This window comes from Chitinibacter sp. SCUT-21 (assembly GCA_041874755.1).
Taxonomy (GTDB): Bacteria; Pseudomonadota; Gammaproteobacteria; order Burkholderiales; family Chitinibacteraceae; genus Chitinibacter.
Window position 1 is genome coordinate 588,019 of the sequence record CP102611.1, and the last position, 16,495, is coordinate 604,513.

Consider the following 16,495-nt stretch of genomic DNA (forward strand, 5'->3'; position numbering starts at 1 on the left):
TGATGACGATTTGGTATAAAAAACGCCGCATTTACAAATACACGCTGGCCCACCCCTGCGTAATTCAACTGCAATTACACCCTGAGCAGGATATTGCAACACCTTTTATTAGCTTGAATCGCCAAGGGCAATTGGCACTAGCCGCCAATTATGCGTGGGATGGTGCCAGCGGCCCCATGCCAGATCTGCCATCGGTGATGCGCGGCGCGCTAGCGCATGATGCTTTGTATCAATTGATGCGCGATGGACACCTTGATGCACAGCACTATCGGCAACAGGCTGACGCTGTCCTGCGCCAACTTTGTCTTGCCGATGGCATGAATACCTTGCTAGCGGCTTGGGTGTATTTTTGCGTGCGCCAATTTGGTGCTCGTTACGCGCAATCAGATTTGAGAGCAATTTCAAATAGCCATACACCCAATGGTATTGAGCGAAATATCAATACCAATGAAGCTTATCGCAACATACCCCTTAGCAAATAATCGCCTGCGTCTTGATGCTCTAATGGGCGGCTAAACCAGTAGCCTTGCACAAATTGCACGCCCTGCTCGTTTAGCCACTGCGCCTCTGCTTCGGTTTCAACACCTTCAGCCACAACCTCAAGCTGCAAAGCATGGGCAAGATCAACGAGGGCACGGCACACCTGTTGGTGCGCTTGATTATCTTGCACGTTTTGAATTAGGCTGCGGTCAAATTTCAGCTTCGACAAAGACATACGGGATAATTGGGCCAAGTTCGAATAACCAGTACCAAAATCATCCATATGCACCGCAATCCCGGCACGAGTTAATGTACGCAACGATTGCAAAGACGCCATTTGCATAATGGTGGATTCAGTGAGTTCAAGCTCAATTTTATCTTGTAAAAAATACGGTAGGCGGCGCACACGCTGTATCACTGAATCGGCAAAATCAAGATGCGTTAATTGCAAGGCAGAAACATTGACAGAAACAGGTACCACAGGCAGTCCTTGCTCGGCCCACAGTTGCACTTGCGTGATGGCTTGATCTAAAGCCCAATCGCCAATGGCGGCAATAATGCCGGTTTGTTCGGCGAACGGAATAAAATCAGCGGGGCTAACTTCCCCGCGCTCTGGCTGATGCCAGCGGATTAAAGCTTCAAAACCAATCAGTTGTTTATCACTAAGTCGCACCTGCGGCTGATAGACCAAGCGAAATTGCTGATGCGCCAAGGCTTGGCGTAATTCGCGCTCCAACTCCAGTTGCAATACTGCTGAGGTGGCCATCGCCGATTGAAAAACGCTAATCTTACCGCGCCCTTCCGATTTACCCTGATACAGCGCGATATCAGCATGCTTAATCAGTTGACCCGCCGTGCTGCCATCTTGCGGATACAACACCCGTCCAGCGGTAAATCCAAGCAAGAACTCCAACTCTTCAATGCGAATAGGTTCACTCAAAAAGCCAAGTAATTGATCATCAATGTGCTGCAACTGGCTTTGCGGTGCCAAGATGACAAACTCATCGCCGCCCAAGCGAAAAACCTGCTCTGATAGGCGTTGCAGACGCTGAGCCACTTGCAGCAAGGCACTATCTCCAGCTGCGTGGCCGAGCGCATCGTTGATGCGCTTGAAATGGTCGAGATCAATTAACCAAAGGGCAAAACCCAAGCCATTCTCAATCCAGACTGCTAGTTGTTGTTCAAGATAGCTGCGGTTGAATAACTGTGTGAGCGGATCGTGCCAAGCCAGCCACTGCAGTTGCTCCTGTGCCTGTTTACGATCGCTAATATCGCGCGCAATGCCTGCGGTACCAATAATATGCCGACCTTCATACACCGGCACTTTAATAAGCTCCATCCAGCGCTTGCCATCAATCACATGATCGAATGGATGTTCAGCTCGAATGGCTTCACCTGATTGAATAATTTTTTGATCATCGGCTTTATATTGTTCAGCCAGGTGCGGGGGAGATAGATAAAAGTCATCTTTACCGATTAACTGTTTAGCATCACTCACTTGCCAGATATCGCAAAATGCGCGATTGACGACAACAAAGCGTCCGTCCACATCTTTGGCCCATGCCAAATCGGGAATGCTATCGACCAGCGCCTGATAGCGCTGACGCAAACGTCGTGCGCGCAGTGCATAAATCAATAAAGCGACACAAAGCGCGATGCTCAACGCCAACCACCAAATCATTCGGGCCCCGATCATAATGAGATTCTGATGTACGGTTTTATCATAAACAAAGCTAGGATGCTGCTTGATAAAAAACCGCAAAAAATGCTGACAAAACGACACTTAAGCACGCTTTACTCAATGATGTAGAGCTAAATAACCATCATTAATGTGCGCTTTACGATCAAGACCCCCACCGCCAAACATGGATGACCAGTGATGTTTGGCGTTACAATGCCAGATTGTGTTCGAGATTTCATCATGCTCAGTTATCGCCACGCCTTTCACGCCGGCAACCACGCCGACGTGCTCAAACATGCCGTTGAAGTTTTATTGCTCGACTATTTGAATCAGAAGGAAAAACCGTGGTGGTATATCGATACGCATGCAGGCGCCGGCGTGTATTCGCTGACCGAAGGCTATGCCACCAAAAATGCCGAATTTGAAACCGGCATTGCCCGCATTTGGCAACGCAATGACTTACCCGAGGCGCTGAAAAAATACGTTAAAGTCGTGAAAGACCTCAACGCAGGGCAAGATCAGCTCATGTTCTACCCCGGCTCGCCCTTTGTGGCGCAAGCTTTGCAGCGCTTTGACGATAAATTGCGCTTGTTCGAGCTGCACACCAACGACGCCAAATTGCTGGCAGACAACTTTGCCAGCGCAGGCAAAAAAGCGCAGGTCGTCCACGCCGATGGTTTTGCCAGCATCAAAGGCGTGCTGCCACCGCCTCCTCGCCGCAGCTTGATGCTGATCGATCCACCGTATGAAGACAAACACGATTACGTCCGCGTCGCCGATACGATGAAACTGGCACTCGAGCGCTTTGCCACTGGCGTGTATGCGATCTGGTACCCGCAACTGGCGCGCGTTGAAGTCAAAGAAATGCTCGATAAATTGAAGAAAACCCCAGCCAAAGGCTGGCTGCACGTTAGCTTAACCGTTCAATCGCCTAGTCTGGATGGCTTTGGCATGCACGGCTCGGGCATGTTTGTGTTTAACCCGCCGTGGACTTTGGCGAGTGAATTAGAAACCATCATGCCGTATCTGGTGAAACACCTTGGATTAGATAGCGGTGCGCGCTATACCCTCGAACATCACAGCGCCTAATCAATCAAGCGAACGAGTGAGCAGCAATAAAAAAGCCCCGAATCGGGGCTTAATGTGATGGTCAGCCAGAACCAGCCCCTGCTGGCGTAAGCTGTAGGGGCTGTTTTCTTTTCTGGCGAGGAGATCATCATGGCAACTGCAACTTTGATTGGGCTTGATATTGGCAAACACACTTTTCACGCTATCGCACAGGATGTGGCAGGGCACGTTCTCTACAAGCGCCAATTCACCCGCACAGGCTTGATCGAGTTTCTTGCGACGCATCCACCTTGCCGTATTGTGATGGAAGCGTGCGCCGGTGCGCACTGGCTGGCGCGCAAACTCATCGAATTCGGACATCACGCCCAGCTGATTGCCCCTCAGTACATTCGCCCCTTCGTCACAGGCAACAAGAACGACTTCATCGACGCACACGCCATCTGCGAAGCCGCTTGTCGTCCTTCAATGCGCTATGTCGCGATCAAATCAATGCAACAACAAGCTGTTTCGAGCTTGCATCGAATGCGCGAAGCCCGCATGGCCGAGCGGATTCAAACCACCAATCAGATCCATGCTTTGCTACTGGAATTTGGCATCACATTGCCGCTAGGCATGCGTGGTATCCGGCAAGTGCCCACCTTGCTCGCCACACCATCCGATGATTTGCCGGTGATGGTGCGGCAGATCTTGTTGCAGCAGTTCGAGCACGTGCTGTTGCTGGAACGCCTGATTCAGGTGCTCGACCAGCAGATTGCCACTGAGGCACGCAGCAATGATGTCGCCACACGTTTAATGACGATACCCGGCATCGGTCCGATCACCGCCAGCCAACTCGCCGCCGATGCGGGCAACGCCAAAGGATATGGCAAAGCACGGGATTTTGCTGCCTCACTTGGCCTCGTGCCGCGGCAGCATTCGACGGGCGGCAAAGCCAAACTATTGGGCATCAGCAGACGAGGTGACAAGTCGTTGCGACGATTGTTAGTGCAGTGCGCGCACGTGATCATGCTCAACGCGACACGCTGGAACAGTGCGATCGCCGAATGGACGCGAGAATTGATGGTGCGGCGACACGGCAATGTAGTGGCGTGTGCGGTCGCCAACAAATTGGCCCGCGTGGTGTGGGCGATCCTCGCCACAGGGGACGAGTATCACCCGCACCCGCGGACCTTGCATGAAAAACAAACCGCCGGCAGAACCGGCGGTGAGTGAAGCCTGCCTTTGCGCAAGACAGACACTGATGAAGACAAGCGGCCCCACGGCCTGACGACTAACCTGGCAATAAAAACAGTCCATGAGACTGTGGGCTTTTTAAGGATCGTCAGGAGCGGCTCACATCAAGGATCGGGCTATTGAGTCCAACAGAATCCGAATAGATTAGAGCAAGGCTTCAAAGTCATTATTCATCAGTAAATTGTGCTTGCAAAGTTCTGGCTGACCATAGATTTTTATTGGCGGGCAATTGCTATTAAACCAGCGCCAACAACAATGCTGCCGCACGCGCAGGAAGGCGGGCATTATCTGCAACCAACCACACCGTTGCCGTGCAGCCATCGTCCGACAATTGCAATTGATTGGCCCAGATTTTATCGCCGCCAATCGCGTCTTGTGGCGTTGCAATGCCTGCCGCGCCCGTGCCTTGCAAGAAGTATAACGCGGGAGCGGCTGCAATGGCCGCTTCAACTGCAGCCAAAGTTTGCGCCGTCTTAAACTGCACGCTCAAGCTCACCGCATGGCCAAAAAACACCGGAACTCGGCTCACGGTTAAGCTATTAATCGCATGACCCGCAGCCGCTAGCTCGGCATGAATACGCGCCTCTTCACCACGGGCAGCGGTTGGCAAGACATTAAACGCCAAACGTTTTGGATAGCCTGCCAATTCAACTTCTTGCTGCGCAAACAATTGGCGCGTTTGCATCGACAACGCTTCAATCGCTGATTTACCGTCTTCAGACACCGACACCATCGCCGTAGCCGCAATAAACTGCAGCTCCGACAGCGATTTAAATGCGGCAACCGTCGCCGAAATCATCGAGGTTAATACATGCGGCAGGCTAACGATTTGGCCCGCTTGCGGCTTGCCGACTTTCGATTGCGTTGCGCCTGTTAAATCAATCACCGCCACACCGGCTTGCGCAGCCTGCGCTGCGTATTTCGTAGCCAGCTCTGGCGAGCCAACAAAAACGGCGGCCTCGACTGATTTCCAGTCAAACAGATCAACTTCCAGCACCGGCAAAACATGTTCACGCAGCTCGACGGTACCAGCTTCTTCATCGTCAGAAAGTGGATAGAGCGCTTCTAAAGCGATGGGCAATTCACCCAATACATCTAATACGGTTTGAGCTGCGGGGGTATCTGCACCAACTAGCGCAACAGAAATAGCTTTAGACATATACTCACTCCAGGTATTAATAAAAACAAATGCACCCGGATCAGGGGTGCAATTTAATGGCGCATTTTACCTGCTTGCGGGCCAGAACACGAGCCACGATACCTTGCTTGGATTGTTTTTATTGCCCTTGGTTGATTTCTTTGCGCGTAGAGTCAATCAATTTAGCCGCAATCCCAGTATCAGAAAGAATACGCAAGCCATCATTAAAGGTTTTCGCCCAACGTTGGGCATTAGGGTTTTTGCGATCAAAGACCACATGCAGCGGGGCACTCCAATACGCCTGTGATTGACAGCTGATTTTAGCTTGCTCGACCGGTGCAAGATTCCTGGCAATGACATAAGGGCCGACTTCAATATCAATCGGCAACAAATCGATTCGCCCAGCAGCAAGCTTTTTAAAATTACTCACATCGCTATTACTAACATCGGTGCGTAACACGCCAGCTTTGCTGAGCTTATCAAATTCTTCTGAATAAAAATTACCAGCTGTCACGCCCATCGTAAAGCTACTTAGGTCTTCCAGTTTTTTCCACTGGATGACTTTACCGGCTTGCTGACAGAAAACCATACTGAGCGATAACACTGGATTGGAATACACCAAATCTTTTTCGCGCTCCGCATTTTTGGCCCAACCAAAACCGCCGTGGTAAGTACCTTGCCGTACGCCATCAATCGCTCGTTTATTCGGCACATACTCTAATTTAACGTCGATCCCTTTTTGCTCAAAAACCGCGACAACGACACGAGTCAGCAGCCCTTTATGCGGTAAGTTGTCCCCCATATATGGGGGATACTCTTGCAATGTTAAGGTAATCTCTTCAGCGTAGCTCGCCGTAACTGTGCACATTGCGACAACACTGCAAACACCAGCAACAAGCTTTTTCATGACAAACCCCACAATTTTTGCCTGTTAGTACTATAGCAGCGAATCTTACAAACAATAAAAAAAGAGCCTGCACGGCTCTTTTTTATTCAACAGCAGCAATTATTTACATAGGTTTACATTGCCGCCACGACAGCATCACCCATTGCCGAGCAGCCGACCTTGGTCGTACCAGCTTCGTAGATGTCCGCCGTGCGCAGGCCTTGCGCCAATACTTTCTTCACCGCGTTTTCCACTCGTTGCGCTGCAGCTTCGTTGTTAAACGTGTAACGCAACATCATTGCGACTGACAAAATCGTCGCCAATGGATTGGCAACGTCTTTACCGGCGATATCTGGCGCAGAACCGTGGCTAGGCTCGTACAAGCCTTTGTTGTTCGCGTCGAGCGACGCGCTTGGCAACATGCCGATTGAGCCAGTCAACATAGACGCTTCATCCGACAAAATATCGCCAAAGATATTGCCAGTGACGACCACGTCGAACTGTTTTGGCGCTTTCACCAATTGCATCGCGGCGTTATCAACCAACATATGGCTCAGTTCAACGTCTGGATATTCTTTGGCCAGATCAGTCATGATCTCTTTCCAGAATTCAGTCGTTTCCAGTACGTTGGCTTTATCGACCGAACACAGTTTCTTGCCGCGCTTTTGCGCCGCTTGGAACGCCACGTGACCAATGCGGCGAATTTCAGACTCGGCGTACAGCATCGTGTTAAAGCCTTCGCGCTCGCCCGCTTCATTAGTGCGAATACCGCGTGGCTGGCCGAAGTAAATATCGCCAGTCAATTCGCGCACAATCAGGATATCGAGGCCTGAAACCACTTCAGGCTTCAGCGTTGAAGCGTTGGCCAATTCTGGATACAAAATCGCCGGGCGCAGATTGGCAAACAGATTTAAATCTTTACGAATCGCCAGCAGGCCGCGCTCTGGACGCAACGGGCGATCGAGTTTGTCGTATTGCGGGCCACCAACAGCGCCGAGCAAAATCGCATCGGCTTCGCGCGCTAGGTTTTGTGTAAATTCTGGATACGGTGCGCCGTATTGGTCATACGCAGCGCCACCCAATGGGGCTTCTTGCAATTCCAAAGCCAAACCGTCTTTTTGCAATACTTCGAGGACTTTCTTGGCCTGTGCAACAATTTCAGGGCCAATGCCATCACCGGGCAAAATCAATACTTTCATTTTTTATCTCGCAAGCTTTTTAGTGGTATTTATTGATGCACGGGGTATTAAGCCACAAGCCTTATTGAATCGGAGCTAGAACCTTATACCCTAATACACGCATCAGTCTCTACGCTTTATACGTAGAAAAAGAGGGGCAAGCCCCTCTTTTGATGTGTCATGTTCGATTAGAACGATACTTTGTAATCCACATCGCAATCAGTCAATACAATCACGCGTGGGTGCGTTTGCAGCAATGACGCTGGTACTTGCGTGGTGATCGGGCCGTTCAAGGTTGCATCCAAGATTGCCGCTTTTTCAGCGCCCTTCACAACCAACAAGATTGCTTTAGCTTGCATGATTGAGCCCATACCCATCGTTACCGCATGAGTTGGTACATCATCAATGCTGTCGAAGAAGCGTTTGTTGGCTTCGCGAGTTTCTTCTTTCAGCGTTACTTTATAAGTACCGCGCGACAATTGCGTATCTGGTTCGTTAAAGCCGATGTGACCATTGTGGCCAATACCGAGCAATTGCAAATCAACTGGACCTTGCTCGAACATCATTTTGTCGTAGTTACGGCATTCAGCATCCACGTCTGCGGCATTGCCATTTGGCACGTGCGTGTTTTCTGCTTTGATATCGATGTGATCAAACAGATTGCGTTGCATGAAATTGCGGTAGCTTTCTGGGTGAGTCACTGGCAGGCCAACGTACTCGTCCAAGTTAAATGTTTTGGCTTGCGCGAAGCTCACCAAACCAGCTTGATAAGTTTTAACGATTTCTTTGTACAAACCCACTGGGGTACCACCGGTTGCCATACCCAAAACTGCATTAGGTTTAGCACGCACCATAGAGATAATCAGGTCAGCTGCGGCACGATCTAGATCGCTTTGATTTTTGAATTTATGCAAGATCATCGGTTTTTTTCCAAAAAGTGAATTTGACCGTAATAGGATACGACAAAATTCTAAGAATAATATTGATAAAGCCTAAAAAAATGAGCCCCAAAATCGCGTCAAATTGGGGCTCATTTGTTATTTAGCAAATAACCACGGCTGCTCAGCTTGGCGTTTGGCTTCAAAAGCGCTGATTTCATCGCGATGCGCGAGGGTCAGGCCAATTTCATCCAAACCATTGAGCAAACAGTGCTTGCGGTGTTCGGTAATTTCAAAATTGAAAACCTGACCGCTTGGCGTAGTAATCGTTTGCGCGGTCAAATCGATATTCAGCCGGTACCCTTCTGCTTTGGCTTCATTAAATAACTGATCAACCACGGCAGCAGGTTGCACGATTGGCAACAGGCCATTTTTAAAACAGTTATTGAAGAAAATGTCTGCAAAGCTTGGGGCAATCAAAGCACGAAAGCCATAGTCTTCAATCGCCCAAGGCGCGTGTTCACGCGAGCTGCCGCAACCGAAATTATCACGCGCCAGTAAAATTTGCGCGCCTTGATTGCGTGGTAAATTGAGCTCGAAATCTGGGTTGAGTGGACGCTGGCTATTGTCCATACCCGGCTCACCTTGATCTAGGTAACGCCATTCGTCAAACAAGTTCGGGCCAAAGCCGGAACGTTTAATCGATTTTAAAAACTGTTTTGGAATGATCGCGTCGGTATCGACATTCGCGCGATCCATCGCGCAGACCAAACCGTCTAATTGGATAAATGGTTTCATTGTTTAATCACTTAGATGATTTTTCGTCGATTTGTTTACCCAGCTTTTGCAAATCTTTGCCAAAGCCATTCACGGTATTACACGCCGACAAAGAGAAGGCCAGCAAAAACATGCTTAAAGCAACTGCTGTTCGTTTCATACTGCCTTCCTCCACTTAATTCCAGCTACGTACGTCGACAAAATGGCCGGCGATTGCAGCTGCTGCGGCCATCTCTGGGCTTACCAAATGCGTGCGACCACCTTGACCTTGGCGACCTTCGAAATTGCGGTTTGACGTTGACGCGCAACGCTCGCCCGGTGCCAAACGATCGGCATTCATCGCCAAGCACATTGAACAGCCTGGTTCGCGCCATTCAAAGCCAGCCTCAATAAAGACTTTATCCAAGCCTTCGGCTTCAGCTTGAGCTTTCACCAAGCCAGAACCAGGTACGATCAACACCAGCTTCACGCTATCGGCTTTCTTTTTGCCTTTGATCACGCTGGCAGCTGCGCGCAAGTCTTCGATGCGGCTATTGGTACAGGAACCGATAAATACTTTATCAACGGGAATTTCAGTCAGCGGGGTATCGGCGCTGAGACCCATATATTGCAAGGCACGCTCGTAGCTGCCGCGCTTTACTGGATCAGCTTCATTGGCTGGATTTGGTACTTTGCCAGACACACCCAGCACTTGTTCAGGCGAGGTACCCCAAGTCACTTGTGGCTCGATATCTTCAGCGCGCAGTTCAACCACGGCATCAAAAACTGCACCTTCATCCGATACCAGCTCGCGCCAGTTCGCGACCGCGGCATCCCATTGCTCCGCGCTTGGCGAGAATGGACGACCTTTCAGGTATTCGATGGTTTTGTCATCAACTGCAACCATACCAGCGCGTGCACCGCCCTCGATGGCCATATTGCATAAGGTCATCCGACCTTCCATGCTCAAGCTACGAATGGCTTCGCCACCGAATTCGATTGCATAACCGGTACCGCCCGCAGTGCCGATTTTGCCGATGATTGCCAAGGCCACGTCTTTAGCCGTAACGCCTGTGCCGAGTTTGCCATCAACGCGAACCAGCATCGCTTTGGATTTTTTAGCGACCAGCGTTTGTGTAGCGAGTACGTGCTCAACTTCCGAAGTACCGATACCATGCGCCAAAGCTGCAAAAGCACCGTGAGTTGAAGTATGGCTATCGCCGCAGACTACGGTCATACCAGGCAGCGTCGCACCATTTTCAGGGCCAACGACGTGCACGATACCTTGGCGTTGATCTTTAAATGGGAAGTAGGCCAGAGCGCCGAATTCTTTAATATTGGCGTCTAGCGTTTCAACTTGTAGGCGAGAAATAGGATCTTGAATCCCTTTTTCCCACTCATTGGTTGGCGTGTTGTGATCTGCCGTGGCCACCACAGAAGATTTGCGCCATGGCTGGCGATTCGCCAGCTTTAAGCCTTCAAATGCTTGTGGGCTGGTTACTTCGTGAACCAAGTGACGGTCAATATAAATTAAACAGGTACCATCAGCTTCTTCGCGAATAACATGCGAATGCCAAAGTTTGTCGTACAGAGTTTTAGCGGACTGAATTTGAGACATAGCAAGGATCGCCTGTTGGGACAATCGGGAAACCCCTGATAGTAGCGGATTCGCCCCATTGCGACAACCAATCCATTAGGGTTCTGCCTGATATTTCGACTATAAACTGCGTCACTTGCTTTTGCGATTCAGAGTTAGATAATTAGATCTAACAGCCAATGGATTACCAATAATGAAAATCCAGCGAATCATCTTGTCGCTTTTAGCAAATTGCATTGCCGCCAATCTGTATGCCGCAATGCCAAGCTGCAACGAAATTGCTCAGCGCATCGCACACGAAAAACACATTCCAGCCGCAGAGTTATCGTCGATTTTAGCTAGCCTAAATCAATTTAAGCGGCTCCCTGATCAGTTTGTTACCAAAAGGGTAGCTCAAGCTGCCGGCTGGCGCCCTGGAGAGAGTCTTTGGGATTCTTTACCAGGAAAATCGATTGGTGGCGACCGATTTGGTAACCGAGAACAACGACTACCCAAGGGGCATTATTTCGAGGCCGATCTCGATTATCAGGGCAAAAAACGAAATGCCAAACGTATCGTCTTTCAAAACCCTGGAAAACGCTATATTACAATTGATCACTACAACACATTTACGGAGATCCCTGCATGTTCTTAGGCACCCAAATTACACTCCGTGATATTCAATCCCTAGACGACGCCTACAATCAAATATCAACTCAAGCGCATCTACCAAATACTTTTGGCCGAAACCTTGATGCGCTCTTTGATGTCCTTAGCTTAGATCTGGAAGGTCCGGTACAAATTACCTGGCAAGAATGTGCCCAAGCGCAGAAAATAATGCCTGGAACTCAATTTGAAGACCTGATGTGCGTGTTAAAAGATGCTGCTGGTGAACGGAGCGACCTGCAAATCAACATCACCTAATACTCAGGGGTATTTTTTTAAAAGACATGTAATTCAATACATCTAGAGCAATACCCTAACAAATTTCAGAATATACACCGCCCAAAACTCTCAAAAACAAACTCCAGCAAAACAGATTACTTGCACCCATTGTCATTATTCAACAAGTTGAAAGTGGAATAGTGCCGTGTCATAAACGGCCAAAATTCTTATGATGAATGCAACATTTATCAAAACGGCATAGATGTCCCTCAATCACATCATTAAGGAGCACAACCATGACGACAACGTTGAATCCAAAGCAAATTCGCAAACAATTGGGTCTGAACCAACAAGAGTTCTGGAGCCTCATTGGGGTAACGCAAAGTGGCGGCTCTCGCTATGAAAGTGGCCGCACCATGCCAAAACCAGTTCGTGAATTATTGCGTGTGGTTCATGTGGAAGGCATTGATTTGGCGACTCTTAAAAGCGAGGAAATCAAAGCGCTAAACTATTTGCGCGAACAACAACCTCATTTGCTCGAAGATTTGATCAAAAAAGCCACAGAAACAGCGATTTAAATTCAATTAAACACTGAGCTTAACCGTTAAGCCCAAGTGTTCCAACCGCCCTTGCAGCGACTGCATCCAACCTATTGGGGCAGCACTAAGGCGCGGAGCCTCAATTTGCAGCGAGGGTCGAGCTAAGCCGTAAAGCAAGACCCCCGCTAGAGGCACACCAGCACGCAGCTGCTCAGCTAAAAAATCGATATATGCAACAATTTCTTCTTCGCTTGGTAAAACCCCATCAGTGGCAAACATGCAGGTCTGCACCCACGTGGAGCAACTTTGTGCTGAAGTTGCCAACCGCCTCGCCACCTGCACCCGAGTCAGTGCTATTTGGTTCACCCATTCGACGCCATCTTGTGGTGCTCGATCAATCTTAAACCAAACCTCTCCTTGCATCTCAGACAATCTAGCTAAAGCCATTTGCACTTGAGGTTTATCCAACTGGCTACCATTGGTAATCACAACGGTTTTGACATCGAGGTTATATTTTTGTCGCGCTGCGGCAACCAACTCACAGGCTGCTAAAAATTGCTTTGACGTGGTTGGCTCGCCATTGCCCGAAAAGGCGATATCATTTAAGCGCTGCGCTTCGGGTGGCACAGCAGTTGCCATGAAATCCCCATAAACGATTTGATTGAGCATTAAATCAAGCTCTAACTCCAGCTGCTGAAGATCGATCTCAGGCGCTGAGCCGCGGACCAAGTCGGGAACTTGGCAATACACACAGCGCCAGTTACAGGCATTATTCGGATTCAGATTGATCCCAATTGACACCCCGCCCGCCCGCCTTGAGATGACTGGATAAACATATTTCAAACCTGCAATATCGCGACGGTGATCGCTCACGCTCAGAGGACTGCTAATTTGTATGCTCATGCAAAACCTTAAAAACTAATGCGCTTTCACTAATAACACTGGAATATGCGTATGGCGCATTACGCCTTCTGCGACACTACCCAACAGCATATGCGTTAAACCTCCATAGCCATGCGTGCCCATCACAAGCAATTGGGCCTGCCATTGCTGCGCTTCATCCACCAAAGTTCGCGCGATCTGCCCGCCCCAAATTTCCAGCAATGCCGTCTCAGTGCAAATCGCTTGTTTTTTCAGCAACGCGGCCTGCTCCTGCAGCAGACTTTGCCCCCCTTCTTTAAGAGAAGCCTGTAGTTGTGGGACATCCAGAAACTCGTTAGCACTCCAAGCGAACTGCGCCAAGTCGATGACATGCACCAAACGGACGATTGCATGCTGCTCCACTGCCAGCCTAGTCGCCTCTTGTAGTGCAGCTGCACTGGTCTCGCTATGATCAATGGGTACTAAAATGCGGGTATACATTTTTGACTCCTTCGACTTAGTTTCTTTTAGTCTAGCAGGCTCATCACCACTTGGGCTATTGCGGCTCAGCGTGGAACGGGAATACACTGAACAAAAATACTTAAGCAACTTCTAATTTAAACCAATCATGGCACGACTAGAACTTGATCTACCCGAGTGCTCTTTATTTACCGCCGAGTTGGCGGTTCGCATTCGCGACATCAATTATGGGCAGCATTTGAGTAACGATGCTTTGCTGTCCATGCTGCATGAAGCACGCTTGCAATGGCTTAGATCTTTAAACTATACAACCGAGTTAGATATTGATGGCAAAGGCCTCATTATGGCGGATGCTGCAATTGTGTTTAAAAATGAGGCTTTTTATGGCGATGTGTTGCGAATAAGCCTTGGCGTCAAGGAAATCACTCGCGCCAGCTTTGATCTTTACTATGATATCAGCCACCAAACGCAGACCATTGCTCAAGCAAAAACTGCGATGGTAGCTTATGATTACCAACTGAAAAAAATCACCAGCTTGCCGTCGGTGTTACGCGCAGTGCTACAACAATAAAAGGATACCGAAATGAAAAAATATGCCATCAACAGCCCTGAAGCAATGGCGCGTTTGCTTGTTTTGCAGATGATCTGTGACGGAAATTTCGACCCTGAAGAAATTGATGAGCTTGAGCATTTGCACATCTACGATGTACTTGGTATTACGCGCAAAGGGTTTATTCAAGTATTACAAGACTACTGCAATGATATCGGCGATGAAGCTGATGAAAAAGGCAGCGTTCATCTGGTCGATAAGGATCGTCTCGATCAACTCCTCGAAACAGTGGACGACCCGAAAAAGCGCCTGCAATTGGCGGCTTTATCACTTGATTTGGCAAAATCCGACGAAGAAATCAACGACGCAGAGTTGGCCGTGTTTAGCCGTATGCTCAAAAAATGGCATCTCAGCTTAGATGATCTACAACTGGCATTTGACCACTAATTAAGCTTTACTTACAACAACACTGGTCGAATTGGGTATAGGGTATGTCGTGGATTGCTGATTTTCATCGCTCATTTGAGCGCAACTTCATACCCACCCTAGGGCGCAAGTACGCGTTTATTGCCTTACTGAGCCTTTTTCCGCTAGGTATTTACCTAGCCATCATCAGTGCAAAAAACGAATTTATCCGCCTAACGGCCCAGTACTCACAACCATCGATTCAAAGTGCTGCACTCACCCTTTTTGAGCAGCTTGAATGGCTAGCCCTACTGCTTACTGCTGCATCCATCATCCTATGCCTGATTGAGATCGTTTACTTTCACCTCTGGATCACAAAGCCGGTACGCTTAATCAATCGCGTTTTTGTTGATGCTGCAGATCATGAGGGCGACCTATCTCGCGACATTCCGACGCCATACAGCGATGAAATTAGCCAACTAGGCATGTCTTGCAACCGCTTTTTAAGCAAGCAACGTGAAATCATAGCTAATGTACAAACCAAAACAATTGGCATGGCACTTGAAGCTGCAAAATCACAAAAACATATCCGCGATTCAGCACTCGCCAGTGAACAGCAAGACCAATTAGCTAAAAAGGTCGTTGAAGCGAGCAATTCAACATCCGCCGGGATTGGCCTTGTATCAAAACAGACAGGCGAGATTTCCAACACTACTGCGGCCAATCTAGACAAAGCGCACGCCTCATATTCGGAACTACAAAATGTGGTGAGCCGCATCAACACCATTAATACGAAAATCGCCAGCTTTAACCAAACAGTCGATGGGCTTAATAAACGATCGGCGAGCATAAAAACAATCGTCGATTTGATTAAAGAAATTGCCGGACAAACCAACTTGCTAGCACTGAATGCGGCAATCGAGGCCGCCCGAGCAGGTGAACAAGGCCGCGGGTTTGCAGTGGTCGCAGATGAGGTTCGAAAACTCGCCGAGAAAGTGGGGGTCGCTACTGACGAAATTTCGCACGACATTGACAGTATGTTGTCACAGGTCTCGGAAACTTTGGCCGAAACACAACTCATTACCCAAGATGCCAACCTAACTCGCGAAGTTGTGGAAAGTGCCTCATCGCAATTTGCCCATATGGTGAGTGATTTTGAAAATACAGCTCAAGCCTTAAGCCAAATTGCCATTACTCTTGATCAATTTACCTCGGCCAATAATTTGGTCAATACCAATGTATCTGAAATTCACCAACTATCTTTAGCGGTAAATGAAAAAATGCTGCGCTCAGCAGAATCGTCAAAAGACGTTGCCAAAGCGACCGAAGACGTTCAGGCAATGGTCGGCCGCTTTGTTATTGGCCAAGGTCCTCTTGATGGTTTGATTAATTTGTGCGGCCAATATCGCGATCGTATTGCTGAAAAAATTCAGTCGATGCAGGATCGAGGCATCAATGTCTTTGATCAAAACTATCAAGCTATTGCCAATACCAAACCAGCCAAATTCAAAACCAGTTACAACCATTTATTCATACAAGAAATTCAACCGCTGTACGATGAATTAGCCAAAACAGCGCCGGGTGGTAAATTTACCTTAGCAGTAGATTCCAACGGGTATGGTCCAACCCACAATAGCTGGTATTCCAAAGCGATGACGGGCGACTCATCTGTTGATCTTATCAATAGCCGAGACCAGCGCATCTTTAATGACCCCGCAGGATTACGTGCAGCTAAAAATACTGAACGCTTCTTGCTGCAAAACTATGTCCGTGATACCGGTGAAATCATGACCGAATTAGATCTCCCCATTCATATTCAAGGACGTTTCTGGGGAAATTTGCGTTTAGGTTTTGATGGATCGGCACTACTGAAGTTATCTGCAAATTAATTGCCGTCAAAT

Annotated in this window: 19 protein-coding genes; 9 read left to right on the plus strand and 10 right to left on the minus strand. The window is 48.6% G+C overall.

The window, feature by feature from the left end:
• The first annotated feature begins 2 nt into the window (after positions 1-2).
• Positions 3-482: a hypothetical protein gene (locus NT239_02715; GenBank protein XGA71770.1), complete on the plus strand. Its 480-nt coding sequence runs from the start codon at positions 3-5 to the stop codon at positions 480-482.
• On the opposite strand, the gene NT239_02720 is transcribed toward NT239_02715, so the two are convergent.
• Positions 455-2,161 carry an EAL domain-containing protein gene (locus NT239_02720; GenBank protein ID XGA71771.1) on the minus strand — a complete coding sequence of 569 codons (1,707 nt, stop codon included), beginning with the start codon at positions 2,159-2,161 and terminating at the stop codon, positions 455-457. The genes NT239_02715 and NT239_02720 overlap by 28 nt on opposite strands.
• Before the next feature lie 240 nt (positions 2,162-2,401).
• On the opposite strand from NT239_02720, the gene rlmJ reads away from it, so the two are divergent.
• Together rlmJ and NT239_02730 are read left to right on the plus strand one after the other, a co-directional pair.
• Positions 2,402-3,250: a 23S rRNA (adenine(2030)-N(6))-methyltransferase RlmJ gene (rlmJ, locus tag NT239_02725; protein XGA72759.1), complete on the plus strand. Its 849-nt coding sequence runs from the start codon at positions 2,402-2,404 to the stop codon at positions 3,248-3,250.
• Between the two features lie 129 nt (positions 3,251-3,379).
• Positions 3,380-4,441, plus strand: coding sequence for an IS110 family transposase (locus tag NT239_02730; protein XGA71772.1), 1,062 nt, complete (start codon positions 3,380-3,382; stop codon positions 4,439-4,441).
• Positions 4,442-4,697: 256 nt separating this feature from the next.
• On the opposite strand, the gene NT239_02735 is transcribed toward NT239_02730, so the two are convergent.
• The 7 genes from NT239_02735 to leuC form a co-directional block, all read right to left on the minus strand.
• Entirely contained in the window at positions 4,698-5,621 is a 924-nt protein-coding gene (locus tag NT239_02735) for an Asd/ArgC dimerization domain-containing protein (GenBank protein ID XGA71773.1), read from the minus strand.
• A 118-nt stretch (positions 5,622-5,739) separates the two neighbouring features.
• Positions 5,740-6,507, minus strand: coding sequence for a transporter substrate-binding domain-containing protein (locus NT239_02740; protein XGA71774.1), 768 nt, complete (start codon positions 6,505-6,507; stop codon positions 5,740-5,742).
• 113 nt (positions 6,508-6,620) lie between these two features.
• Complete coding sequence (leuB, locus tag NT239_02745) at positions 6,621-7,685, minus strand: 3-isopropylmalate dehydrogenase (GenBank protein XGA71775.1); 1,065 nt, start codon at positions 7,683-7,685, stop codon at positions 6,621-6,623.
• 167 nt (positions 7,686-7,852) lie between these two features.
• Complete coding sequence (nagB, locus tag NT239_02750) at positions 7,853-8,584, minus strand: glucosamine-6-phosphate deaminase (GenBank protein ID XGA71776.1); 732 nt, start codon at positions 8,582-8,584, stop codon at positions 7,853-7,855.
• Between the two features lie 117 nt (positions 8,585-8,701).
• Entirely contained in the window at positions 8,702-9,340 is a 639-nt protein-coding gene (leuD, locus tag NT239_02755) for a 3-isopropylmalate dehydratase small subunit (protein XGA71777.1), read from the minus strand.
• Positions 9,341-9,347: 7 nt separating this feature from the next.
• Positions 9,348-9,479 (minus strand): entericidin, encoded by a 132-nt coding sequence (locus tag NT239_02760; GenBank protein ID XGA71778.1) that lies wholly within the window; start codon positions 9,477-9,479, stop codon positions 9,348-9,350.
• 15 nt (positions 9,480-9,494) lie between these two features.
• Positions 9,495-10,916, minus strand: coding sequence for a 3-isopropylmalate dehydratase large subunit (gene leuC / locus NT239_02765; GenBank protein ID XGA71779.1), 1,422 nt, complete (start codon positions 10,914-10,916; stop codon positions 9,495-9,497).
• A gap of 172 nt (positions 10,917-11,088) precedes the next feature.
• On the opposite strand from leuC, the gene NT239_02770 reads away from it, so the two are divergent.
• The 3 genes from NT239_02770 to NT239_02780 all read left to right on the plus strand — a co-directional run bounded on the left by NT239_02770 (position 11,089) and on the right by NT239_02780 (position 12,337).
• Positions 11,089-11,529, plus strand: coding sequence for a ribonuclease (locus NT239_02770; protein ID XGA71780.1), 441 nt, complete (start codon positions 11,089-11,091; stop codon positions 11,527-11,529).
• A complete protein-coding gene (locus NT239_02775; GenBank protein XGA71781.1) occupies positions 11,520-11,798 on the plus strand; it encodes a barstar family protein in 279 nt (92 codons plus the stop codon). Before NT239_02770 ends, NT239_02775 begins: the two co-directional genes overlap by 10 nt.
• A 257-nt stretch (positions 11,799-12,055) precedes the next feature.
• Complete coding sequence (locus tag NT239_02780) at positions 12,056-12,337, plus strand: helix-turn-helix domain-containing protein (GenBank protein XGA71782.1); 282 nt, start codon at positions 12,056-12,058, stop codon at positions 12,335-12,337.
• A gap of 6 nt (positions 12,338-12,343) precedes the next feature.
• Here NT239_02780 and NT239_02785 read toward each other — a convergent pair whose 3' ends face one another.
• Together NT239_02785 and NT239_02790 are read right to left on the minus strand one after the other, a co-directional pair.
• Positions 12,344-13,201, minus strand: a complete 858-nt coding sequence (locus tag NT239_02785) for a radical SAM protein (GenBank protein ID XGA71783.1) — start codon at positions 13,199-13,201, stop codon at positions 12,344-12,346.
• Positions 13,202-13,216: 15 nt separating this feature from the next.
• Positions 13,217-13,660 (minus strand): universal stress protein, encoded by a 444-nt coding sequence (locus NT239_02790; protein XGA71784.1) that lies wholly within the window; start codon positions 13,658-13,660, stop codon positions 13,217-13,219.
• 127 nt (positions 13,661-13,787) lie between these two features.
• Here NT239_02790 and NT239_02795 point away from each other — a divergent pair, with 127 nt between their 5' ends.
• From NT239_02795 to NT239_02805, 3 genes are read left to right on the plus strand one after another with little or no spacing between them, the layout of a single operon-like run.
• Complete coding sequence (locus tag NT239_02795; protein ID XGA71785.1) at positions 13,788-14,210, plus strand: acyl-CoA thioesterase; 423 nt, start codon at positions 13,788-13,790, stop codon at positions 14,208-14,210.
• Between the two features lie 12 nt (positions 14,211-14,222).
• Complete coding sequence (locus tag NT239_02800) at positions 14,223-14,636, plus strand: TerB family tellurite resistance protein (GenBank protein XGA71786.1); 414 nt, start codon at positions 14,223-14,225, stop codon at positions 14,634-14,636.
• Between the two features lie 44 nt (positions 14,637-14,680).
• A complete protein-coding gene (locus tag NT239_02805; protein XGA71787.1) occupies positions 14,681-16,483 on the plus strand; it encodes a methyl-accepting chemotaxis protein in 1,803 nt (600 codons plus the stop codon).
• The last annotated feature ends 12 nt before the right edge of the window (positions 16,484-16,495 follow it).

Excerpts from the sequence above, each read along its gene's own strand:
- NT239_02730 (XGA71772.1), top strand. The coding sequence starts at position 3,380 with ATGGCAACTGCAACTTTGATTGGGCTTGATATTGGCAAACACACTTTT.
- NT239_02795 (XGA71785.1), top strand. The coding sequence starts at position 13,788 with ATGGCACGACTAGAACTTGATCTACCCGAGTGCTCTTTATTTACCGCC.
- NT239_02760 (XGA71778.1), bottom strand. The coding sequence starts at position 9,479 with ATGAAACGAACAGCAGTTGCTTTAAGCATGTTTTTGCTGGCCTTCTCT.
- leuD (XGA71777.1), bottom strand. The coding sequence starts at position 9,340 with ATGAAACCATTTATCCAATTAGACGGTTTGGTCTGCGCGATGGATCGC.
- NT239_02740 (XGA71774.1), bottom strand. The coding sequence starts at position 6,507 with ATGAAAAAGCTTGTTGCTGGTGTTTGCAGTGTTGTCGCAATGTGCACA.
- NT239_02800 (XGA71786.1), top strand. The coding sequence starts at position 14,223 with ATGAAAAAATATGCCATCAACAGCCCTGAAGCAATGGCGCGTTTGCTT.
- NT239_02780 (XGA71782.1), top strand. The coding sequence starts at position 12,056 with ATGACGACAACGTTGAATCCAAAGCAAATTCGCAAACAATTGGGTCTG.
- nagB (XGA71776.1), bottom strand. The coding sequence starts at position 8,584 with ATGATCTTGCATAAATTCAAAAATCAAAGCGATCTAGATCGTGCCGCA.
- NT239_02775 (XGA71781.1), top strand. The coding sequence starts at position 11,520 with ATGTTCTTAGGCACCCAAATTACACTCCGTGATATTCAATCCCTAGAC.
- NT239_02715 (XGA71770.1), top strand. The coding sequence starts at position 3 with ATGACGATTTGGTATAAAAAACGCCGCATTTACAAATACACGCTGGCC.
- NT239_02720 (XGA71771.1), bottom strand. The coding sequence starts at position 2,161 with ATGATTTGGTGGTTGGCGTTGAGCATCGCGCTTTGTGTCGCTTTATTG.
- NT239_02790 (XGA71784.1), bottom strand. The coding sequence starts at position 13,660 with ATGTATACCCGCATTTTAGTACCCATTGATCATAGCGAGACCAGTGCA.
- NT239_02785 (XGA71783.1), bottom strand. The coding sequence starts at position 13,201 with ATGAGCATACAAATTAGCAGTCCTCTGAGCGTGAGCGATCACCGTCGC.
- rlmJ (XGA72759.1), top strand. The coding sequence starts at position 2,402 with ATGCTCAGTTATCGCCACGCCTTTCACGCCGGCAACCACGCCGACGTG.
- NT239_02805 (XGA71787.1), top strand. The coding sequence starts at position 14,681 with ATGTCGTGGATTGCTGATTTTCATCGCTCATTTGAGCGCAACTTCATA.
- leuB (XGA71775.1), bottom strand. The coding sequence starts at position 7,685 with ATGAAAGTATTGATTTTGCCCGGTGATGGCATTGGCCCTGAAATTGTT.
- NT239_02770 (XGA71780.1), top strand. The coding sequence starts at position 11,089 with ATGAAAATCCAGCGAATCATCTTGTCGCTTTTAGCAAATTGCATTGCC.
- NT239_02735 (XGA71773.1), bottom strand. The coding sequence starts at position 5,621 with ATGTCTAAAGCTATTTCTGTTGCGCTAGTTGGTGCAGATACCCCCGCA.
- leuC (XGA71779.1), bottom strand. The coding sequence starts at position 10,916 with ATGTCTCAAATTCAGTCCGCTAAAACTCTGTACGACAAACTTTGGCAT.